The organism is Corynebacterium sp. HMSC074C01 (assembly GCF_001814605.1).
Lineage (GTDB): Bacteria > Actinomycetota > Actinomycetes > Mycobacteriales > Mycobacteriaceae > Corynebacterium.
Window position 1 is genome coordinate 1 of record NZ_KV817229.1, and the last position, 21866, is coordinate 21866.

Consider the following 21866-nt stretch of genomic DNA (forward strand, 5'->3'; position numbering starts at 1 on the left):
CCAACCCAACCGGGCTGGATATCAGGTGTCTACCTAACAGGGGTCAGGTCCGTGGTGAAGAAGGTAGTGGATTCAGCCGAGTGCCCTTTACCCTCCGTCGGAAGAAGAGTGGTGGAGAAGGCCTCTACGTCACGGTCTACCTTGGCCGGGGAACCTTCGGTTTCGCCGCCTTCGATCTCCTCTAAGTTTGACTCGTAGGCGTTGAAGGTGCGGGGTGCTGCGCGGTTCAGTTCCTTGGCCAAGCTATCGGCGTCGGAGGCGTCGGCGTAGGTGCCGCCGGTGGCGTCGGCAATGCACTGCAGTTCCTGCTGTGCCTCGGGCTCAACGTTGAAGCCGACGGTATTGATGACTAGGTCGATGCCCTGCTCCTTCAGCTCTTTCGCCACATCACACACGGGTGGCGGGGTGCAGGTGGCAACGCCATCGGAGACCAAGATGATGCTGCGCTGGCCTTCCTCTGGTAGCTCAGCGGCGGCCTTGCGTAGGGACTCGCCGATGGGGGTGAATCCTCGTGGCTGCAAGCCATCCATATGGGCGATCATCTTCTCAGAGTTACCGGCCTCGGGTGGTGCGACCACGGTGATGTCCTGGCAACCGGCCGCCTCATCTTCGGGGGCTTCGCCGGTGTTGCCACCATAGGTGACAAGCCCCAGAGGGGCGTCATCTCCGGCTTCGGTGATGAAGGTGCGGGCGGCCTCCTTGGCGGCATCAATGCGGGTCTGCCCGCCGGCATCGTTGGTGATCATCGAGCCGGAGGAATCGAAAACCACCATGGTTGGAGCCATGTTGCTGGAAGTGGAGTTGGCCGATTCGGAAGGTTTGTCTTCCGCGGCGGCTAAGGGAAACAGCCCGGTTGCAGCTGCCGCGGCTAACACCGCGAGAATGGCCGCTAAGGCCACCGATAAGGAACGGAAAGTATGGTGAGGGAAAGTGTGCATGTGAGTTAAGTTACATGCCAAGTGGTTACCTCGCTAGGCGAGCGTGGAACCGAGGGGGAGTGCGCCCCATTGACACCCCGCTATTAGTCATCCAAAGCGTGCAGGTAGAAAAAGCGGATCAGCGCGCGCCGGGGAATATCGAGCAGCGGGCGCAGAAAGGCGAGGCGGGCGGGTTGGGAGGAGGCGTCGACAAGCAGGAGCGTGCGCCCATCCCGCAGGCGCTCCAGGGTAAAGGTTTCCTCGCCGCGCTCGATGTGGCCGGGGAGGGTGCCGTAGGTAAAGCCGCAGCGGCCCTCCTCGTGGAATACATCCACCACTCGGCAGCGAAACTCCCATGGGCCTAACCCGAGGGAGACCTCTGCGCCTTCTTCTACGATGGCGTGGCTGGGAGTAACCCGGAAGAGGCCACTGCGCTGCAGGCCCCAGCGAAAAAGTTTGTCTGCCGCAGTGTCATAATCAGCGTCGATGACGCGGGACATGTGTAGCTGTGGGAACCCTTCGGCGGAGGAGTAGGAGAGTGGCTCGGGCATCGCTTAGGCCCTGTCGTCTGCACGGCGAAGCCAGGCGCAGAGTTCCTTCTGTGCGCGGTCCACGCCGCCGGGGTAGCCTTCCTCAAGCTCGAGTTTGACGTCATCGAAAATGCGCTCTGAGATGAGCTCCGCGCGCTCTCTACTCAGTTGTCCTTGTAGCTCATCGAGCGGCACTTTGAGCTCCGTATAGGGACTCGGGCGGAAGTACCACGACCGCATGTCCTCCGAATAAACGGCAATAGTTGTCTTCGTCATGTGCGATTCCAGCACAACGTTCCCAAACACCAGCGACGTCAGCTTCTTGGCTTCCATGGCCGCGAGTGTAGACCGATGTGAACGCCTGCTGCTTTTAAGCGGGTTTAACCTGCGGTAACCGGTTGGATAGAGAGGTAGTTGGCATCGCCAGCGCACCCTTCGAAGCCGGAAATGCGGATGAAGGCGCTGGCGGTTTCGCCGGGCGGGTAGACGCGCAGGCCGTCGGCCGCCTGGGGCTGGCAGGAAGTTGGGTCAAGGACACCCATGTTGGTCATCTTCAGGCCCGCACGGGCAGAGTGCCCGGGCTCGAGCGTGACGGTTGCTGTTTCTTGGCCCGATTCACGCTCGGCGGCGGGGCCGAGCTGGGTGCCGTCGTCATTGGTGACGGCGGAGACGCCAGGAAAGCCTTGCAACGTACACGGTGCGGGAGAAGTGTTGGTGAACGTAATGTCAGCCAAGCGTGAGCCGGCGGCCCCCTGCTCGTTGGCAAGACTGATATCTAGCTGTTTCGTTGTGCAGGCGCTGTCGGCGGCAGTCGGGATTGCGCCTTGGGCGCTGTGCGCGTCTTCGCTTGTCTCGGGTGACTTCTGTTCGGCGGCCGCTGAATCTGCGTCGTGTGACTGCGGGTCTGCGGATGTTGAAGCCCCAGATTCGGCGCTGGCGGCTTGAGTGGTGGGGGAGACAGCGGAAAGCGTGGCGTCGGTGCTGTCATCGGTGGCGCAGCCGGCCAGTGCAAGGGCAAGGGAACCGGCGGCGAGAACGGGGAGTAGTCGCTGCGTAATCATGGTGGGGAGTCTAGACGCTATGGGCTTAGAGGTCCTGCAGAGCGGGGAATACCCTCTCCCTAAGTAATGGGGCGACGGTGACGTCTGGGGCAGCGGGATCGACCCAGGCTAGCTCTGCAATCTCCTTGTCAGGATGGGCGACGGAAATCTCTTCTTCACAGACATAGACGTGAGCGTGGATCGTCTGAGGTGCGTCATTGGCCGCAGGCGAGACATAGGTGGCTAGGCGGCGCAACTTCGACATATCAACCGCGGCGCGAACAGCCTCGTGGGCGATGAGCTGGGCGGCGCGAGCTGGATTAATGGTCTCATCGATGGAGCCAAATGGCAGGACGAATTCTGGAGTATCGGTGGCGCGGATGACAAGAACGCGGCCATGGTTATCGCGCAGGATTACAGCGACTATCTCAGCAATGCCTGCAGGAGATGACGAAGAATTGGCAGTCTCAGACATGCCTCCATAGTAGGTCTGCGGAGGCGCGGCAGGCGGTGAAAGATAAGAGGGGGCACCCGAAAACTGTCAGTAGTGTAACGGCTTGGACACAGTCCCACACGTTAGAAAACGGCTACCCCAGTGCGCGTGTCATCATGGGGGAAGTCTTATAGACCAATACGAGAAGAAGTGAAAAGAGGAATTGCTCAATGAGAAAAATTCCGCACCTTAAGAAAGTCATTGTGGGCTCGGCTTTCGCAGGTGCGTTCTTCCTGGGTAACCCAATGGCGGGTGCTCAGGAGCTCCCCACCATCCCGGAGATTGATTCAGCAGGTTTTGTCGACCAGGTACGCACGGATCTGCAGTCCGTAGGTATTGAGACCAAGCCCGTGGACAAAGAGCTGACCGACGCCCTCGATACCGCCGTCAACGGTGCTGCCGCAGCGGCATCGAAGGATGTGAATCAGGCAGTCGAGGGAGCCGTGAACTCGCCTGCGGCGCAGCGCCTCGCGGAGCAAGCGAACCTGCAAACGCAACTGCCGGCCCCGTCCGAGCAGCAAGATTATGCCGGCGCTGATGCCATCACGGGTGAACCGCTGACGAACCCGACGCCTATCGGACTGCTGGAGGAAGCCACGCAGCCGGAATTTGTACCCCAGGGCACGGATCCGAATTACGTGTGGAAGAACGACCTGTTCTCCAAGATTGCTGCTGGTAAACCGCACGCGGAGTACGTTCTGCATCGAGTCCCTGGTTCTTTCTACGATGCTCCCCAGATCCCCGAGGAATCCAACGTTGCGATGACCGAAGGGAAGTCTCTGTACGGCCCGGGAACTCCGCTGTACATCCGTGAGGACACCATGTGCACGCTGACGGCAGCCGGCACTGATGCCGAAGGCCGCAAGGTCGGTATTACAGCTGGTCACTGCGGAAATGTCGGCGACCCGGTGTCCTCGGCGGACTCCTGGCAGGTAGGCCCCACCGGCACCGTGGTAGCGAAGAACGCGAACCTGGACTACTCGCTCATCGAGTTTGGCTCCCAGGCCGAGGTAACCCGCAGCTATAACGGTGTGACCGCCCAAGGGATCGGTGGCACCACCCAGCCGGGCGATATTACCTGCAAGAGCGGTGTGGCTACCGGCCGCACATGTGGCATGACCTTCCAGCACAGTCAGAAGATCACCATCAACCAGGTGTGCGCGATGGTCGGAGATTCCGGTGCGCCGGTCTTCCACAATGGCCGCATTGTCGGCTCGGTATCCCGCGGACTGGTGCCAGGCCTGCCGTCGTGCCGCACCCCGTGGCAGGGCGCGCTGCACAACCCGACGGTCGTTTCTAATACCGATGTCATCATCGCGGATCTCAACCGCCGCGAGGGCGTAGGTTCCGGATTCACGCTTCCGGAGAACTAACCACCGCTGCGAAAAGGGGCCCTGCGGGGCCCCTTTAGTCGTGTGTGGGGTCCGTTTTCGTAAATAAGGCCGAAAAACTTGCGTTCTGAAGGGGCTTGTTTGCGAAAACGGTCACGGAGCCGCGGGCGCGTGGCTGGGAGAGTACGTTTCTAACAAATAGTGCCCCAGATCTTTAAAGATCTGGGGCACTAAATGATCGAAATGACCTTCGGAACACGATCCGCTGGGGTGCGGCACCGGCCCGCGGCGCTGGGGTGCTGTGCGGGGCCTAGGAGAGGGCGCTGAGGGCGGCGTCGTGAAGCTTGCCGTTGGAGGCCAGTGCCGAGCCGCCGTGGGGGCCGTCTTCGCCGCGGACGTTGGTGAAGCGTCCACCGGCCTCGGTCACGAGGAGTGCCGGGGCGGCCAAATCCCACAGGGAAACCTCCGGCTCGGCAGCGATGTCGACGGCACCTTCGGCCACGAGGCAGTAGTTCCAGAAGTCGCCGTAGCCGCGCAGACGCCAGACCTTATCCGTGAATGAGACGAAGGCATCGCGGTGCGGGCGCCAGCCCGACAGCGAGCTCATGGCCAGGGAAGCGTCTTCCAGTTTGGAGACCTCGGAGACACGCAGGCGTTTTGGCTCCCCACCGAAGACGCGGTAGGCGCCGCTGCCCTTGGCCGCATACCAGCGGCGGCGCAAGGCTGGGGCGGAGACGACGGAGACGACCGGCTCGCCGTCCTCCAGCAGTGAGATTAGCGTGGCCCAGACGGGAACGCCGCGCACGAAATTCTTCGTGCCGTCGATGGGGTCGATGACCCACTGGCGGCCCTCGAAGCAAGCCTCGCCGCCAAACTCTTCACCCAAAACTTCATCGCGCGGGCGGGAGCGCTTCAGGGCTTCGCGGATCGCCTTCTCACAAGCCAGGTCCGCATCTGAAACCGGGGTCATGTCCGGCTTCTCTTTGACTGACAAGTCTGCAGCCTCAAAGCGGTGCATCGTAATGGCGTCCGCATGGCCCGCCATCTCCAATGCCAAGCCGAGGTCCTCTTTGTACTTACCCACGGAGCCATTCCTCCATCTGATCAACTACCTGTTTATTACCCGCGATACACCATTCCACACCGCCGGCTTCAACCTTGCGCGCCGCGCCGCCTGCAGCCAGCACCAGCGCTTGGCCGGGATACCAATCCCAGTCCTTGACGGAATGCTGCATCCATGCGCCCCAAGTGCCATCCGCCACACAGGAGAGATCCACGGAACCCGCGCCGAGCATGCGTACGGTGGCAAAATGCGGGGCCACCTTTTCCCAGGCGGCGGCGATGTTCGGGTCAGTCATGGAGGTGGGGTGCAGGTACGTCGACAAGCACAGCTTGTCGGCGGGGGTGTCAGTAAGCTTGGTGACTTCCTTGCCGTCCAGACTGGTGGGGAAGTCGCGGCCGCCGAACCAGGTATAGCCCATGGCGGGGCGGTGGACGGCGCCGAGGATGACCCCTTCGGCGTCGACAAGCGCGAGCGCGGAGCACCAATAGTCGGAGCCCGAGGCGAAGTTGTAGGTGCCATCGACGGGGTCGATGACCCAGGTCCGGCCGGACTTCGATTCGCGGTTCGCGCCCTCTTCGCCCACGATGCCGTCCTCGCCGCGCAAAGTTTCGAGCACACCGGCGACGAAACGCTCGGCGGCAAAGTCGGCGTCGGTGACGACATCGGACACGGAGGTCTTTTGCTCTATGTCTACTCCTTGCTCGCGCAGGCGCCAGGCCAGGCGGCCGGCGTTATAAACAAGCGCCTGGGCAAGGTGGGCATCGGTATCGTCCGCATGGGCGACGATGAAGGTCTTGATGATGGCATCGATCATCTCGGTGAGGCTTGGCTGGTCACTCATGCCGCCTATTGTCGCGCTAAACGCGGCCGATGGCTAATCAGGGAGAAAGAATAAGTAGAGTAGGGGTCTATGCGTCCGGAACAAACAGCACGACTTGAGGAACTCAGCGCCACTTTGACCTCTATTGAGAAGGTGATGGACCCGGAGGCGGTGTCCGAGCGCGTGCGCGAACTCGAGGCCCAGGCGGGGGACCCGTCGCTGTGGGATGACCCCGATCATGCGCAGAAGGTGACCTCGGAGCTGTCGGCGCAGCAAGCAAAGCTGCGCAAGCTGAATTCCCTGCGTGGGCGGATCGAGGATCTGCCCGTGATGTCTGAGCTAGCGGAGGAGGAAGGCGATGAGGCTTCCCAGGAGCTCGTCGACACAGAGCTGAAGGAACTCGGCGCCGCCATCGAATCGCTCGAGGTGACCACGATGCTTTCTGGCGAATATGACGAGCGTGAGGCGGTCATCAACATCCGCTCCGGCGCGGGTGGTGTGGATGCCGCGGACTGGGCGGAGATGCTCATGCGCATGTACACACGCTGGGCGGAGAAGAACGGCCACAAGGTGGATGTCTACGACATTTCCTATGCCGAAGAAGCAGGTATTAAGTCCGCCACCTTCGTGGTGCATGGTGAATACATGTATGGCCAGCTCTCCGTGGAGCAGGGCGCGCACCGCCTCGTGCGCATTTCTCCTTTTGATAACCAGGGGCGCCGCCAGACCTCCTTCGCGGAGGTGGAGGTGCTGCCGGTGGTGGAGCAGACCGATTCCATCGAGGTACCAGACTCGGAGGTGCGCGTGGATGTCTACCGTTCCTCGGGCCCGGGCGGGCAGTCGGTCAACACGACGGATTCGGCAGTGCGCCTGACACATATCCCGACCGGCATCGTGGTGACCTGTCAGAACGAGAAGTCCCAGATCCAGAACAAGGCCTCCGCAATGCGCGTGCTGCAGGCGAAGCTGCTGGAGCGCAAGCGCCAGGAGGAGCGCGCGGAACTCGATGCGCTGGGTGCGGGCGGCAATGCCTCCTGGGGTAATCAGATGCGTTCTTATGTGCTGCACCCGTACCAGATGGTCAAGGATCTGCGAACGAATTACGAGGTGGGGGATCCTTCCAAGGTCTTGGACGGGGACATCGATGGCTTCCTGGAATCTGGTATTCGGTGGCGCATGGCGCAGCAGGAGACCTAGGCCCGAGTAACAAATGTTGCTAATGTGGCTTAAGTGATCACTTTCGAGAATGTGTCCAAGGTCTATCCGACCTCCACGAGGCCCGCGCTGGACAACGTGTCCTTTGAGATTGAAGACGGAGAATTCGTCTTTCTCATCGGCCCGTCCGGCTCCGGCAAGTCGACCTTCCTCCAGCTCATGGTGCGCGAAACCAATGTCAGCTCGGGCGATATCTACTTCGGGGATTTCCACGTCAACGCTTTGAAGGGGCGCGAGGTCAACAGACTGCGCCAATCCATCGGCTATGTTTTCCAAGACTTCCGTCTTCTGCCCAAGCTCAATGTCTACGACAATGTCGCCTTTTCCCTCGAGGTCATTGGCAAGGGCAAGGCGCGGATTGCCAAGCAGGTGCCCGAGGTGCTCGACATGGTTGGCCTCGGCGCCAAGCAGCACCGCATGCCGCATGAGCTTTCCGGCGGTGAGCAGCAGCGCGTGGCGATTGCGCGGGCTTTTGTTAACCGTCCCAAGCTGCTGCTTGCCGACGAACCCACGGGCAACCTCGATCCCTCCACAGCTGCGGAGATCATGGCCTTGCTCACCAAGATCAACCGCCGCGGCACCACCGTGGTGATGTCGACGCACAATGCGCGCGCGGTGAACGAGGCCCGCCAGCGCGTCATTGAGCTGCGCAACGGCACGCTGGTGCGCGATGAGAAGAACGCGATGTATGGGGAGGCGGTCTAGGTGAATCTGGGCTTTGTATTCAGGGAAGCTTTCAAAGGTCTAGGCCGTAACATCACCATGACTATCGCCATGGTGATCACCACGGCCATTTCGGTGGCCCTGGTGGTGGCCGGCGTCTTGGTCACCCAGATGACCAATGACACCAAGGACATCTACCTCGAGCGCGTCGAGGTCATGGTCCAGCTCAACGAGGATATTTCTGCCAACGACCCGGAGTGTAAGGACTCCGCCTGCGCAGGGTTGAAGAAGAAGCTAGAGGCGGATGAAGACATCGAGTCCGTCAGCTACCGCAACCGCGAGGATTCCTATGAGCGCTTCGTGGAACTGTTCAAGGAGACCGATCCAGTCATGGTGGAGGAAACCTCCCCGGACGCGCTGCCGGCGGCCTTCCACGTGCGGCTGAAGGATCCGACGGATACCGCGCCTATCGACGCCATCGCGTCCGACCCCGCCGTCAGTGACATCATCGATCAGCAGGAAGAGGTGCGCAGCGCCGCCGGCAACCTTGATGCCATCCGGAATGCCACCTTCGTCTTGGCTGCAGTCATGGCGCTGGCCGCCATCATGCTGATTGCGAACATGGTGCAGATCGCCGCTTACCAGCGCCAGCGAGAGACCGCGATCATGCGCATCGTTGGCGCCTCGCGGTGGGTGACCCATGCCCCCTTCATCATGGAAGCGGTCCTCGGTGCCGTCGGTGGTGTCGTCCTCGCCGGGGTGGGCGTCATCGTGGGAAAGAACACTGTGATCGATCCCGCGCTGAAGGACCTGTACCACAACCAGCTTCTGGCCCCCGTGACGTCTGGGGACGTGTGGACGGCTCTGCCCATCGTGGGGCTAGTGGCAATTCTGTGCGCTGCGCTGACCGCGCAGGTGACCATGCGCGCCTACGTGCGAACATAGGCCAACAGGCCTGTTGTGGGTCGTGCCTGGCAGTAGCGTAATATAGTCCGAACTATGGCGAAGAAGGCAAAGAAGAAAAAGGCGGCCGTCGACAATAACTCGACCTTGGCCACCAACCGACGTGCCCGCCACGACTACACCATCCTCGACACCCTGGAATGCGGCATGGTGCTCGTGGGCACCGAAATTAAGTCGATGCGCGAAGGCAAGATTTCCCTGGCGGATGCCTTCGCCACCATTGACGGCGGCGAGGTCTATATCCGCAACCTCCACATCCCGGAGTATTCCCAGGGTACGTGGACGAACCACTCGCCCAAGCGCACACGCAAGCTGCTCTTGCACCGCCGAGAGATTGACAAGCTCATGGGACAGGTGCGCGATGGCAATAAGACGCTGATCCCGCTCAAGGTGTACCTGAAGGACGGTCGTGCCAAGTGTGAGCTCGGTCTTGCCAAGGGTAAGCAGGACTATGACAAGCGTGAAGCAATCAAGCGCCGTGACCAGGACCGCGACATCACTCGCGAGCTGGGCCGCCGCGTCAAGGGGATTAACGCCTAACCTGGGAGTCATGATTTATACGGCCAAGGTTCATGACGTTATTCGGGGTGAGGAGCAGCCGCGTGGGGTGGCGGCGCTCGTCGACAAGCTCTGGCCCCGTGGCGTGGCCAAGGAGCGCTTGTCCTATGACCACTGGTTCAAGGATGTCGCGCCCAGTCCAGAGTTGCGTAAGTGGTGGGGGCACGATGCTGACACCTTTGAGGAATTTGCGCGACGCTACCGCGCGGAGCTCGACGCGAATGACGGCGAGGAGCTGGAGCAACTGCGCCACCTTGCAGAGCTTGGCGACGTCACCCTCCTCTTCGCCGCCAAGGATCGCGAGGTTAACCACGCCACTGTGTTGAAGGCGTGGTTGGAGGAACGCTAGCCGATGAGGCTCCACACAGTCGCTCCCACGGCAATGAGGCCGGTGATGACGACGAAGACGTTGCTGGGGCGGCCACGGAATTGCTTGAGAGCGTCGATGCGGTGGATGGCATACATCGGCAGCAGGTACAGAATCGAGGCGATGAAGGGGCCGCCGATGGCCTCGATGAGGCCCAGGATTGACGGATCGATGATGGCCACGACCCACGCGGCCACGAAGATGATGCCGTGCATGATGGAATTGAGCTGCTTCTCCGAGAGCTTCGCCGTGGCGCGGGGCGCGGCGCTGCGCAGCAGGAAGTTGCCGCCTTCGGTAGCTCCCAGCACGTGTCCGAAGTAGGAGGAGATGATGGCGATCATCGCGATGATCGGGGAGAGGAATGCCAAGACCGGAACGCCAGTGACGTTGGCCAGGTAAGACAGAACCGGCAGGTTTTGCTCGCGGGCCTCGGCGAGCCCGTCCGCACCAAGCGTGAGGGTGCAGGACCACACGAAGAACATGGTGAACACGGTGAGCAGAATGGCGGTCAGTGCCAGAGCGCGCGAGGCGTTCTCGGAGCTCTTCTCGCGGCCGTGTGCGGAGACCATGGCCAAGGAGAACTGGGAAATCGCGGGGGAGTGGTTAAAGGAGAATACCAGCACGGGGATGATGAGGGCGACAGCACCGACGACGCGCCAATCACTGTTGCCCACCTCCATGAAGGAGGCGATATCCCAGCGCGGGATGAGGTAGATGGACAGTGCGCCAAGGCAGAAGATTAGCGGGTAGACCAAGAACTGCGTAACGGCCAGCACCATACGTTGGCCAAAGGCGAAGACGATGGTCATGATGCCCACGAGGAGGAAAGACAACAGCGGACGTGAAATCGTGGGTCCATTTAATTGGTTGACGATGAAGCTGTTGACTGTATTGGTAATCGACACGCCATAAATGAGGACGATGGGAAAGATGGCGCAGAAATAGACCACCGAAATGACAAATCCGGCGCGTTTGCCGAAGTAGTCGGTCACCACCGCAGTGATGTCTTCGCCCTGGCGCGGCGACGCACAAATCATGCGGGCCAAACCGCGGTGGGAGAAGTACGTCATCGGGCCAATCAGAATCGTGGCCACGAGCAGCGGCCAGAAGCCGAAGCTGCCCGCGTTGATTGGGAGGAAAAGAATGCCAGCGCCAACGGCGGTGCCGAAGAGCGAGATGGCCCACTCGGTGTTGCTTGCTGGGCGTTTAGCGTCTTCCGGGGAGCTGGTGGTTTCGGTATGTGTGCTCACTTTGCAGCCTTTAACAAAGTAGGTGAACTGGACTCACACACCTTAACAGTGTTTAAGTTGATGTTAATCACAAGGGGGTGCTTATGAAAGCTATGCCTCACGTAGCCAGGGGGTAGCTTGCGGGAATAGGGGCTGGTGCAGTAGCGTTGGACGAATCGTGGGCGTGTGAAGACGCGTTCTGCGTAGCTTTCACAGCAATGTGTGATTGAGGGGTCGACTTGGTTTCGACTTCGTACATTGAGCCAGGGGAAGCGTGCCGGTGCAGGCTAGAGACCACCGTTAAGCGTCGTAGCAACCAATAAACGCAGAGAAGAACTCTCAGCGTGACTACGCCCTCGCTGCCTAATTTCAGCGACGCGTGTCTGTCAGCCTAGGTTTGGTTCCTGACCTAGATCCTGGCATCGACTAGGGAACTTGCCTGACCGGTTTGTTGTTCGGCCGGTTGGGGACTTTGAGAGCAACTGGGCCCATCATCCGGAGCGAGTTTGCCCGAGCCGGAGGGTCGAGTAGAGATCCTGTGCAGACTGCGCACGGAGAAGCCCTGGCGAGGTGACGAAGGACCCGGGTTCAATTCCCGGCGGCTCCACTGAATGGCAAGAAACCCGCTGGTCATAAAGGCCAGCGGGTTTCTTGTGTGAAGGGGGGCGGATTAGTCGATCGGGTAGCCGGTGACCGGGCCCTCGGTGTTCGGCTGCCAGCCCAGCGCAGGGGCGACATGGGTGGCGAAGTTTTCCAAAATCTTCACGTTGACGTCCACCCCCATGCCGGTCGGGATGGTGATTAGCAGGGTGTCGGCGGACATCACGGCCGGGTCGGCCTTGAGCTGTTCGATCAGCTTGTCAGGCTCCGCGGCATAGGTGCGGCCGAAGGTGGAAGCACCGGCATCGGGCAGCACACCCACTTGGTCGGAGCCTGAGGCCTGCATACCGAACCGCTGCATATCGGCGCCGTCCACGATGGGAAAAATGGAGCGGGAGACGGACACGCGCGGGGTCCAGTCGTGGCCTGCTTCCTTCCACGCGGCGCGGTAGCGGCTGATTTGGTCCGCCTGGATCTCACCCAAGGTCGCGGCGGTGGTCTCGGAAACCAAGGTGGAAGACATTAGGTTTAGTGCGTCCCTGGCGGTCTGCTCTGCCGAAGTGTGAGTGCCGGAGCCGTAGAAGATGTGTTTGCGCAGCTCCGGTGCCATGGAAAAGACGGGTAGGGCGGAGCCGGGCTGGAACATATTCGGGTACTGGCGGTCTAGGGGTGCGGCGGTGGCAAATCCGTTGCCGTCCACCGCGGCCATGAACGCCTCGAGGTGGGCCCGCGCCACGTCCGCGCCGTTGGGGGCCTCGCCCTTGTAGCCGAAAGCTTCCCAACCGCGCTCGGCAACCTCCGGGGCGCCGCGCGAGACGCCCAAGGCCACGCGGCCGCCGGAGAGCTGGTAAAGGGATGCGGCCTCTTCGGCGAGGTAGAGCGGGTTTTCGTAGCGCATGTCGATCACGCCGGTGCCCACCTCGATGTTCTTGGTGGTGGCGGCGACAGCGCCGAGCAGCGGCATTGGGGCTGAGGCTTGCGGTACGAAGTGGTGGACGCGGAAAGACGCGTTGTTCACACCGATCTCATCTGCAGCCTGGGCGATTTCCAGGTGAATCTTCGCGACTTTTTCCGCGGACGGGCCGCGCTGGCCGCCGAATGCGTAGTGTCCGAAGCTTAAGAATCCGAATGCTTTCATTGGTCAAACACTCCTATTGGTGACGTATCAACAACTAGGGTAATGCCTCGTTCGAAGATTGTCACGGCCTAAGGCGGGCTCCGCTTCAAACCTTAAGTGAAGAACTTCTAGTCAGGCCTACAACCGCGCATGCTCAGGGGCTTGTCCGAGCCGGAGAGCCCGTTAGAGATCCTGTGCAGGCTGCGCACGGAGAAGCCCAAGCGGGGTAACCCGCTGGGCCGCTAAACTGGTGTAACAGCTGTCTGGCGGGAAACGCTAGGGGGTTCTGAATAGAGGAAGATGTGTGAAGCCGCTTGCAGGCTTTTAAGTTCCCTAAGGGGGTGAAAAATTGATCGCTTTCGCTGGGACTATCGCGGCCGTGCTAGGGCTGAATGTTGTGGCGAATGAAACCGGTGCGAACTCCGAGGGGTTCGTAGTTACAGCTATTCTCTTGGGGTTCGGGTTGGCTCCCTTTGTTGGCGATTCTCTGGAGCGCCATATTCCGATTTCGATGTGGCGGCGTGTGTCTTTTTCTCGCGTTGCTAGCCGTCGGTGGGGCGTCGAGCTATTCAATGCTGTGCTTACGCGAATCGGATGGAATGGCATGATTCTGGCGATGCGCAGAGAAGAGTCCGCCAAGTGTGAAGGGGTGAACCCCCTTCGGCCGATGCGAGCGTCGGCAGCCGGTCATGGGTGGGGATTGCTGCTCCATATATGTAGCGCTGGATGGTGCGCTGCGGCAGGCGGATGGTTAGCGGCTACAGTTCTTCTTGCTATCGGTGCTGTGGGCCATCTATATCCGGTTTTGCTTCAATTTCGTGTGCTTACGGATGCTCGGGAGAGATAGGTCAAGCTCGGCGGCGTTGCGGCCTGCTTTAGGATGGCCGCATGGATACCGAACCTCTCCGCATCGCAGTCGTCTTGTTTGAGGGCTTTGAGCTTCTCGACGTCTTCGGGCCCGTCCAACTTCTTCAAGCCGTCCCTGAGATCGCGGTTGTCTTTGCAGGGCCGGATGGTGAGCCAGTTGCCAGCTCGCAGGGCGTGGAAGTGGTGCCGACAATTTCTTATGGGCAGATTGAGCTGGCCGACGCCCTTCTTGTCCCGGGCGGTAAAGGAACCCGGCGGCTCGTGGGGGACGAATCTTTTCTGTCGTGGCTTCGTGAGGTGGGCGCACAAGCACCGTGGGTTGCCTCTGTGTGCACGGGTTCTGCGGTATTGGCGGCGGCGGGGCTCTTGGAGGGCTACGCCGCAACAAGCAACAAGCGTGCGTTTGCATGGGCGAGCTCCTTCGGGGTGTCTGTGACTTGGAAGCCCAAGGCGCGGTGGGTGCAGGACCGCAATCGATGGACTTCCTCAGGCGTGGCGGCGGGCATGGATATGACGGTCGCGCTCATTGCGGAGCTCATTTCGGAGGCGGCAGCCGTCGATGCCGCCAACTTTGCGGAATACGAGCCGCATCGCGATTGCGAGTGGGATCCTTTCGCGCGGATAAACGGGCTGGTGCCCTCGAGCGGTGACAAAGCTGAGCGTGGGGATGTAACATTCGGGCAATCTGACGACGCTCACGGTAGATAAGGTGCTAAAACGGTCGATTTTGGGCCACTATTTGCAGTGAGCGTAATGAGAATCCCGTGAGGGGTGTAGGGGCGCGGGGCGAAAGCGGAGTAGGGCTGGCCGCACAAAAATGTGACTAAGAACGAAAATATGTGTTACCTGAGTTACATTCCCGTGGTAGCCTGTCCGTCAACAGTGTGACGTGGAGCACTGGGACTGACCCCTACGACAGGAGTACCCATGAACAGCCCATCCAATACGGCGCCGAAAGGCGGCGCTGACACCACGGAGAATCCTGCCAAGGAAAATCAAAAACAGAGCCAGCAATCCAGCGGGGGAATGCTGGATAAGTTCCTCAACGGCGTTGAGTACATCGGCAACAAACTGCCGGAACCTTTCACCATCTTCTTAATCCTCTTCCTTATTACCGGCGTGCTCTCCACGATCATGGCGAAGATGGGCGTCGAGATTAAGGTGCCCGGGTCGGATGAGATTCAGCCGGTTAAAGGCCTGTTTACCGGTGAGGGGCTGACGTGGTTCACCACGACAATGGGTGAGAACTATATCAACTTCCCGCCACTGGTAACGGTGCTGCCCATCATGCTGGCGGTGGGGGTGGCGGAGCGCTCCGGCATGCTCTCTGCGTTGATTCGTAAGCTCTTCGGTTCCGCGAAGCCGTGGCTGCTGCCCTATGCGGTCGGCGTCATCGGTGTGACCGCTTCGGTCATGGCAGATGCCGCCTTCGTTATCGTCCCGCCGCTGGCCGCGATGGTCTTTAAAGCCGCGGGCCGTCACCCAGTGGCTGGCCTGATTGGTGGCTTCGCCGCCGTGGGTGCTGGCTATTCCACATCCTTGGTGCCGACTTCCTTGGATGCGCTCTTTGCAGGTATTACTACCGCCGTGATGGAAACCCTGCCGAATACCGAGTTCGCGCCGGTTAATGCCATGTCGAACTATTACTTCAACGTGGCTTCCTCCATCGTGCTAGGTGTGCTTGCTGGATTCATCATCGACAAGGTCATTGAGCCGCGCATGTGGCAGCAGGAAGTTCCTACTGAGGAAGATATCGACCCTGAGGATGCCGCAGAGCGCGGCGACCGCGACGAGAACGGCGAGGAGCTCACTGCTGAGCTGCGCCCGGCCGAATCCAAGGGCCTCGTCTGGTCCGGTGTGGCCATGGTCATCCTCACCGCCATCATTCTTTTTGCCACCCTTCTTCCGGATTCCCCTTGGCGCAACGAAGAGGGCGGCTTCTTGCCCAAGTCGCCGCTGTTGAATTCCATCGTCTTTATCGTCTTCGCCTACTTCTTGGTGCTCGGCGTGGTCTACGGCCGGGTAGTCGGCACGGTCAAGGGAATTACCGATGTTGTGAACATGATGATCGGTGCTCTCAAAGACATGATGAGCTTCCTTATCCTGGCCTTCATCCTGGGCCAGTTCGTGGCGCTCTTTGCCTGGACCGGTATCGGTACCTTCACTGCGGTGAAGGGTGCTGCCTTCCTGGAATCCATCGGGTTGACGGGCTTTGCCGCTATCTTCGCCTTCATTGTCTTGGCGTCCTGCCTTAACCTTTTGATCATTTCCGGTTCTTCCATGTGGACGCTCATGGCCGCGGTCTTCGTGCCCATGTTTGCCCTGCTGGGCTATGAGCCAGCGTTTATTCAGGGCGCATTCCGCGTTGGTGATTCCGCAACCCAGATCATCACCCCGCTGAACCCATACATGATCGTCATGCTCGGCTTCCTCCAGCGTTATGAACGCGATGCAGGCTTGGGAACGCTGATGTCGCGCCTCGTGCCCTTCGTGGTCCCATTCTTTACCGCGTGGGCGATTTTGCTGGCCATCTGGTTCTACGTGGACCTTCCGCTGGGACCGGGCAACAACGTCATGATTGGTTAAACGCATGAATCAACGCAACAATCCATCGACAGCGTATTTGGAAGCGATGGAGGAGGGCGTCGCAAAGCGCGTGGCGTCCGCAGCGCCACCGGAAAAACAGGGAGAGGACTACCCAGGCCAGGCGAAGCTCTGGGGCGCGGCGGCCGCGCGTGCTGAGGCCTTGCGGGAGACAGCCGCGCACATCGTCGCGGACCTGCACGCTCACCCTGAAACGGCCTTCGAGGAGCATCGCTCCATGGCGGTGCTCGCGGACATCGTTGAAGGGCATGGCTTTTTGACGCGCCGCGGAGTCTATGGTGTGGAGACCGCCTTCGAGGCCTCGTGGCAGAGCGCGGATTTCGAACCCGAGCGGCATCCCACCGTGGCCATCCTGGCGGAATACGATGCCCTGCCCCAGATTGGGCACGCGTGCGGGCACAACGTCATTGCCGCAGCGGGCGTTACTGGATTCTTGGCGGCTACTGCCGTGCTGGACGCCGCCCCTCCTATGTCCGGTCGCATCCTCCTCCAGGGAACCCCGGCGGAGGAAGGCCATTCCGGCAAGGAGTACATGATCCGCGGCGGTAGCCTCGAAGGGGTGGATGCCGCGGTGATGATCCATGGCTTCGGCTATGACATTGGTGCGCATACCTGGGTAGGGCGGCGCATTCTGCACGTTACTTATCGCGGCGTGGCCGCGCACGCCAGCTCCCAGCCCTTCATGGGGCGCAACGCCCTCGATGCCGCGAGCCTGGCCTACCAGGGGATTGGGCTTATGCGGCAGCAAATGCCGCCATCGGATCGCGTGCACGCCATCATGAGCGGTGGTGATCGGCCTTCCATCATCCCGAGCGAGGCGGAAATGACCATTTATGTGCGCTCGTTGGGGACGCGCACGCTCATGGATCTGTCCGCCAGGGTGGAAGACATCGTCCGGGGCGCTGCACTCATGGCCGGTGTTGAGGTGGATGTGGATTGGGACGAGCATCCGATGACGCTGCCCGTGCGCAACAATGCGGCGCTGGTGGACCGCTGGACGGCGACGCAAGTGCGCCGGGGGCGCACCGCGCTGCCGGCGGGGACGGTTCCGGATACGGTGGCTGCCTCGACGGACTTCGGCAACGTCTCCCACCTAGTTCCGGGTTTGCACCCGATGGTGCAGGTTTCGCCTACCGACGTGGCCTTGCATACCGAGGACTTCGCCCGCTGGGCGGCTACGCCGCAGGCGGTGGATGCGGCTGTCGATTCCGCTGCAGGGTTGGCGCAAGTAGCGCTAGATTTCTTGGCGGACTCGGACTTTCGCCGCGCGGCGCAGGAAGACTTTGATAGGGAAGGGCCCGTATCGGTGGCCGATCTCATCGCGGAGAAGGGGTAGCGGGCCACGTTCTTGTAATGGCACGTCACGGGGCGTCGTCCAGCGTATGCGTACCCCCGTGATGAATTAAGAAACAATTGTGTGCTTGAAAGGTAAGCCTTACATAGGTTAGGTTATGCGCTGACATTATTTGCCAGCTGTGGTTAGCCACACCTAATATGCAAGGAAGCTATGTTTACTCTTTCTCGCCGTGCCGCAGGCGCGACCGTCACCAAAGTTGCAGCCGCCGTCTCTGTGGCCGCGCTCGCTCTAACGGGTTGCTCCGCAAACCAGTCCCAGGATTCTGCTGAGCCGACCAACTCCGCAGCCGCGGACTCCTCCACGATTACGCTGGAGGATAACTTTGGTTCGAAGGAGGTCGCGCTGCCGGTAGAGAACCCCGCGGTGACGGATAACCGCGCTTTCTCCGTTCTGGCTCAGTGGGATGTTGACCTCGCCGCCGCGCCGCTTCCGCTGGTGCCGAAGTCCCTGCGTGATACCTACAACAAGGACACGGTCGAGGTTGACCTGGGCTCCCACAAGGATCCGGACCTCGAAAGCCTCGTAGCAGCGGACCCGGACGTCGTGTGGAACGGCCAGCGCTTCGAGCAGTACCAAGGGGATATTGAGGATCTGCTCGAGGATGTCCCGGTCGTTGATTTCGAACCGCGCGATGATGAAGATTTCTTCGACGAGCTCAAGCGCCACACTGAGGCCCTGGGCCAGGTTTTCGGCCACGAAGAAGATGCCGCGAAGCTCATTGAGGACTTCGACGCCGCTGCTGAGCGCGCTAAGAAGGCCTACAACCCAGAGCAGAAGGTCATGGCTGTGAACACCTCCGGCGGTGAAATCGGTTACATCGCTCCCGGTATCGGGCGCGTGTATGGCCCGGTCTTTGAGCTGCTTGGCCTGACCCCGGCCCTGGAAGTGTCCAACGCCTCCGATGACCACGAGGGCGACGATATCTCCGTTGAGGCCATTGCCGAATCCAACCCGGATTGGATCCTCGTCATGGACCGTGACTCCGCTATCTCCAAGGAAGGTCAGGATGTCACGCCGGGCGAGAAGCTGGTCAAGGACAACGCGGCGCTCAAGAACGTTACCGCTGTGAAGGAAGGCAACGTTTACGTGGCGCCGAATGACACCTACATTGATGAGTCCATCATTACCTACACCGAGATCTTGAACGCGCTTGCCGACGCCTTCGAGAAGGCCAACGCCTAAACAACTCTCTCGGCAGCCAAGGAGGAGACTAAACCGTGACGGTGAAGAGCAGCGCTGCGGCAGAGCACTCAGCTGTCAGCCCGCGTAACTCCCGCGGACCTGTGCTGACCTGGAAGCTAGGCCTCGGCGTGCTCGGCGTCATCGCGCTGCTCCTCCTTTCCCTCATGGTGGGGGAGTACAGCATCCTCGATAATGAGGACGGCTGGTCCATGTTCTTCACCACCCGCGTGCCGCGCACCGTTGCGCTTGTCTTGGCGGGCGCCGCGATGGCGATGAGCGGTTTGGTCATGCAGCTGCTGACCCAAAACCGCTTCGTGGAACCCACGACAACGGGAACCACCGAGTGGGCCGGACTGGGACTGCTCTTTTCTCTTATCCTTTTCCCGCACTCATCCGTGCTGGTGAAGATGGTTATTTCGGTTTTCTTTGCCTTCGTGGGAACCATGGTTTTCTTCGCGTTTCTGCGTCGCGTAGCGCTGCGCTCCTCACTCATTGTGCCGATCATCGGCATTATGTTGGGTGCTGTCGTTAGCGCAGTGTCTTCCTACGTGGCGCTAGCGACGGATACCTTGCAACAGCTCGGAATCTGGTTCATGGGATCCTTTACCTCTGTCTATGAGGGTCAATACGAGGTCCTGTGGATCGTGCTGCTGGTTTTGGTGGCTGTGTATTTCTATGCTGACAAACTCACCGTCGCTGGGCTGGGTGAGGATATCGCCACCAATATTGGGTTGAACTACCAGCGGATGATTCTGCTGGGAACCGGGCTCATCGCCGTGGCGACGGGCGTTGTTACCGTCGTCGTCGGCGCATTGCCGTTCCTCGGTCTTATCGTGCCCAACGTAGTGAGCATGCTGCGCGGCGATGACCTGCGCTCTAACCTCCCGTGGGTCTGCCTGCTCGGCATTGCCACGGTGACCTTGTGCGACCTCATTGGCCGCACTATTATCTCCCCGTTTGAGATGCCCGTATCAGTCATCCTGGGTGTTGTCGGTGCTATCGTATTCGTCGTCTTGATCGTGAGGTCGACCAAGTGAGTGTAAGTATCTCTACCCCTGCGACGAAGAAACCTGTGCAAACGTCACGTGCCCGGCGACACGTGGGTAGCTTCCAGTCTGCTGCTGCGGCACGAAAATACTGGATCATCCTCGCCGCCTTGATTATTGCCGGTCTGGCCTTCGCCTTTGGGCTCTTGGCCTATGACAACCCCATGGAATTTGGCACCCGCAAATGGTGGCTGATTGCACGTCGCCGCGCTGATGCAGTGACGGCCATGGCGATCGTCGCCGTATGCCAGGCCGTGGCTACGGTGGCTTTCCATACGGTGACGAACAACCGTATCCTCACGCCCTCCATCATGGGCTTTGAATCCTTGTATGTGGCTATCAATACGGCTACGGTCTTCTTCCTCGGTGCGGCCGGCCTGACCCAAGCGCGCACCCTGGGAACTTTCCTAGTCCAGCTCGTGCTCATGGTCGCGCTGTCTGTGGTGCTGTATTCGTGGCTGTTGACCAGCCGCCGCAACAACATGCATGCGATGTTGCTCGTGGGCATCATTATCGGCGGCGGCCTCGGCTCGTTGGCGACGTTCATGCAGCGCATGCTCACCCCCAGCGAGTTCGATGTGCTCACCGCGCGGCTTTTCGGCTCCGTCAACAACGCGGAAAGTGAGTACTATCCCATCGCCATTCCGCTGGTCATTGCGGTGACACTGTTGATGTTCCTCAATTCCCGCCAGCTCAACGTGTTGGCATTGGGACGAGATGCCGCCACAAACCTGGGCGTTAACCACAAGGTCAACGCCATCTATACGCTGATTTTGGTCTCCATTCTTATGGCGACGAGCACCGCGCTTGTAGGACCCATGACCTTCCTTGGCTTCCTCGTGGCAACCTTGGCCTACCAGGCAGCGGAGACGTATGACCACCGCTTTTTGTTCCCAATGGCAATTGCCACGGCCTTTGCTGTTCTCACTGGCGCTTACTTCCTCATGCAGCACGTCTTCTATGCGCAGGGCGTGGTCTCCATCATTATCGAGCTAGTGGGCGGCAGCGTCTTCCTTCTGGTCATTCTGCGAAAGGGCAAGCTGTGATCAAACTTTCCAAAGTTTCCAAGTCCTACTCCGGTGAGACCAACATTGGCCCCATCGATCTGGAGATCCCCTCCGGTGGTATCACTGCGCTGATTGGGCCGAATGGTGCGGGCAAGTCCACGATGCTGACGATGATTGGCCGGCTTCTAGACGTCGACGAGGGCACCATCGAGGTCGCCGGTTACGACGTGTCCTCCACGAATTCGCAGGACTTGGCGAAGATTCTCTCCATCCTGCGCCAGGAGAATCACTTCATTACCAAGCTGACCGTACGCCAGCTGGTGAGCTTCGGCCGTTTCCCTTACTCGAAGGGGCGCCTGACCGTGGAAGATGAAGAGATAGTCTCGCGCTACATCGACTTCTTCCATTTGCGTGAATTGGAGAACCGCTATCTCGACGAGCTATCCGGTGGGCAGCGCCAGCGCGCATATGTGGCGATGGTGCTCTGCCAAGAGACGGACTACGTGCTTCTCGACGAGCCCCTCAACAACCTCGACATCTCGCACTCCGTGGAGATGATGAAGCATTTGCGGAAGGCCGCCAAGGAATTTGGCCGGACGATCATCATCGTCCTCCATGACATCAACTTTGCTGCTCGTTATGCCGACTATATTTGTGCGGCCAAGGATGGACGCATCGTTTCTTTCGGCAGTCCGGAGGAGATCATGCGCGATGAGATCCTTACGCCCATCTTCGAAACGCCCATCACTGTTATCGATGGCCCGGATGGGCTGTTGGCCTGTTACCACTAGCTATTAACATTCAGGTGGACTGCCCGACAGCCAGGAAACCGCCCCAGGAAGAGTGCCAAAAAGTGCATCTGCCTGGGGATTTGTTGTTTGTTGGGGGTGTGCGTAT

The 21866-nt window shown here is 60.2% G+C and carries 22 protein-coding genes and 1 other RNA gene; 14 read left to right on the top strand and 9 right to left on the bottom strand.

Annotation, left to right across the window (positions count from 1 at the left end; genetic code table 11):
* Positions 1–29 precede the first annotated feature (29 nt).
* The 5 genes from HMPREF2978_RS00025 to HMPREF2978_RS00045 form a co-directional block, all read right to left on the bottom strand.
* Entirely contained in the window at positions 30–938 is a 909-nt protein-coding gene (locus HMPREF2978_RS00025; protein ID WP_246818696.1) for a vWA domain-containing protein, read from the bottom strand.
* Positions 939–1021: 83 nt separating this feature from the next.
* Complete coding sequence (locus HMPREF2978_RS00030) at positions 1022–1468, bottom strand: DUF1990 family protein (protein WP_070516686.1); 447 nt, start codon at positions 1466–1468, stop codon at positions 1022–1024.
* Between the two features lie 3 nt (positions 1469–1471).
* Positions 1472–1780: a hypothetical protein gene (locus tag HMPREF2978_RS00035; protein WP_070743250.1), complete on the bottom strand. Its 309-nt coding sequence runs from the start codon at positions 1778–1780 to the stop codon at positions 1472–1474.
* Between the two features lie 47 nt (positions 1781–1827).
* Entirely contained in the window at positions 1828–2508 is a 681-nt protein-coding gene (locus tag HMPREF2978_RS00040) for a DUF4232 domain-containing protein (RefSeq protein WP_049156136.1), read from the bottom strand.
* Positions 2509–2533: 25 nt separating this feature from the next.
* Complete coding sequence (locus HMPREF2978_RS00045; RefSeq protein ID WP_049156140.1) at positions 2534–2962, bottom strand: NUDIX domain-containing protein; 429 nt, start codon at positions 2960–2962, stop codon at positions 2534–2536.
* Positions 2963–3150: 188 nt separating this feature from the next.
* On the opposite strand from HMPREF2978_RS00045, the gene HMPREF2978_RS00050 reads away from it, so the two are divergent.
* Complete coding sequence (locus HMPREF2978_RS00050; protein ID WP_070516691.1) at positions 3151–4353, top strand: S1 family peptidase; 1203 nt, start codon at positions 3151–3153, stop codon at positions 4351–4353.
* Between the two features lie 268 nt (positions 4354–4621).
* Here the strand turns inward: HMPREF2978_RS00050 and hisN are convergent, their stop codons facing one another.
* Positions 4622–5395: a histidinol-phosphatase gene (gene hisN, locus HMPREF2978_RS00055; RefSeq protein WP_070516693.1), complete on the bottom strand. Its 774-nt coding sequence runs from the start codon at positions 5393–5395 to the stop codon at positions 4622–4624.
* A complete protein-coding gene (locus HMPREF2978_RS00060; RefSeq protein WP_070743251.1) occupies positions 5388–6215 on the bottom strand; it encodes an inositol monophosphatase family protein in 828 nt (275 codons plus the stop codon). The genes hisN and HMPREF2978_RS00060 overlap by 8 nt, the downstream gene beginning before the upstream one ends.
* Positions 6216–6284: 69 nt before the next feature.
* On the opposite strand from HMPREF2978_RS00060, the gene prfB reads away from it, so the two are divergent.
* Genes prfB through HMPREF2978_RS00085 form a run of 5 tightly spaced genes read left to right on the top strand, consistent with a single transcriptional unit; the run spans position 6285 to position 9942 of the window.
* The gene (gene prfB, locus HMPREF2978_RS00065) at positions 6285–7391 is read left to right on the top strand and encodes a peptide chain release factor 2 (RefSeq protein WP_070743254.1); all 1107 of its coding nucleotides are present in this window, start codon (positions 6285–6287) and stop codon (positions 7389–7391) included.
* Positions 7392–7424: 33 nt separating this feature from the next.
* Positions 7425–8114, top strand: coding sequence for a cell division ATP-binding protein FtsE (ftsE, locus tag HMPREF2978_RS00070; RefSeq protein WP_070516698.1), 690 nt, complete (start codon positions 7425–7427; stop codon positions 8112–8114).
* Entirely contained in the window at positions 8115–9017 is a 903-nt protein-coding gene (gene ftsX, locus HMPREF2978_RS00075; RefSeq protein ID WP_070516700.1) for a permease-like cell division protein FtsX, read from the top strand.
* Between the two features lie 54 nt (positions 9018–9071).
* Positions 9072–9575 carry an SsrA-binding protein SmpB gene (gene smpB / locus HMPREF2978_RS00080; protein WP_070743258.1) on the top strand — a complete coding sequence of 168 codons (504 nt, stop codon included), beginning with the start codon at positions 9072–9074 and terminating at the stop codon, positions 9573–9575.
* A 10-nt stretch (positions 9576–9585) separates the two neighbouring features.
* A complete protein-coding gene (locus HMPREF2978_RS00085; RefSeq protein WP_070516704.1) occupies positions 9586–9942 on the top strand; it encodes a DUF488 domain-containing protein in 357 nt (118 codons plus the stop codon).
* On the opposite strand, the gene HMPREF2978_RS00090 is transcribed toward HMPREF2978_RS00085, so the two are convergent.
* The gene (locus HMPREF2978_RS00090; RefSeq protein WP_070743260.1) at positions 9939–11210 is read right to left on the bottom strand and encodes an SLC5/6 family protein; all 1272 of its coding nucleotides are present in this window, start codon (positions 11208–11210) and stop codon (positions 9939–9941) included. The two genes, HMPREF2978_RS00085 and HMPREF2978_RS00090, sit on opposite strands and share 4 nt — an antisense overlap.
* A gap of 209 nt (positions 11211–11419) precedes the next feature.
* On the opposite strand from HMPREF2978_RS00090, the gene ssrA reads away from it, so the two are divergent.
* Positions 11420–11799, top strand: a transfer-messenger RNA (tmRNA) gene (gene ssrA / locus HMPREF2978_RS00095).
* 60 nt (positions 11800–11859) lie between these two features.
* Here the strand turns inward: ssrA and HMPREF2978_RS00100 are convergent.
* Complete coding sequence (locus HMPREF2978_RS00100; protein ID WP_070516707.1) at positions 11860–12927, bottom strand: LLM class flavin-dependent oxidoreductase; 1068 nt, start codon at positions 12925–12927, stop codon at positions 11860–11862.
* 867 nt (positions 12928–13794) lie between these two features.
* On the opposite strand from HMPREF2978_RS00100, the gene HMPREF2978_RS00105 reads away from it, so the two are divergent.
* From HMPREF2978_RS00105 to HMPREF2978_RS00135, 7 genes are all read left to right on the top strand, one after another.
* Positions 13795–14481, top strand: a complete 687-nt coding sequence (locus HMPREF2978_RS00105; RefSeq protein ID WP_070743263.1) for a DJ-1/PfpI family protein — start codon at positions 13795–13797, stop codon at positions 14479–14481.
* Between the two features lie 219 nt (positions 14482–14700).
* Positions 14701–16359, top strand: coding sequence for an AbgT family transporter (locus tag HMPREF2978_RS00110; protein WP_070743266.1), 1659 nt, complete (start codon positions 14701–14703; stop codon positions 16357–16359).
* Positions 16360–16363: 4 nt separating this feature from the next.
* Positions 16364–17713 (top strand): amidohydrolase, encoded by a 1350-nt coding sequence (locus HMPREF2978_RS00115; protein ID WP_070743269.1) that lies wholly within the window; start codon positions 16364–16366, stop codon positions 17711–17713.
* Between the two features lie 171 nt (positions 17714–17884).
* Positions 17885–18916 carry a siderophore ABC transporter substrate-binding protein gene (locus HMPREF2978_RS00120; RefSeq protein WP_070743272.1) on the top strand — a complete coding sequence of 344 codons (1032 nt, stop codon included), beginning with the start codon at positions 17885–17887 and terminating at the stop codon, positions 18914–18916.
* A 41-nt stretch (positions 18917–18957) separates the two neighbouring features.
* On the top strand, positions 18958–19953 hold the full coding sequence (locus HMPREF2978_RS00125) for an ABC transporter permease (RefSeq protein ID WP_371326346.1): 996 nt from the start codon (positions 18958–18960) through the stop codon (positions 19951–19953).
* A gap of 35 nt (positions 19954–19988) precedes the next feature.
* Entirely contained in the window at positions 19989–21008 is a 1020-nt protein-coding gene (locus tag HMPREF2978_RS00130) for an iron chelate uptake ABC transporter family permease subunit (protein ID WP_070743277.1), read from the top strand.
* A complete protein-coding gene (locus tag HMPREF2978_RS00135) occupies positions 21005–21760 on the top strand; it encodes an iron ABC transporter ATP-binding protein (RefSeq protein ID WP_070717248.1) in 756 nt (251 codons plus the stop codon). The genes HMPREF2978_RS00130 and HMPREF2978_RS00135 overlap by 4 nt, the downstream gene beginning before the upstream one ends.
* Positions 21761–21866: the final 106 nt, after the last annotated feature.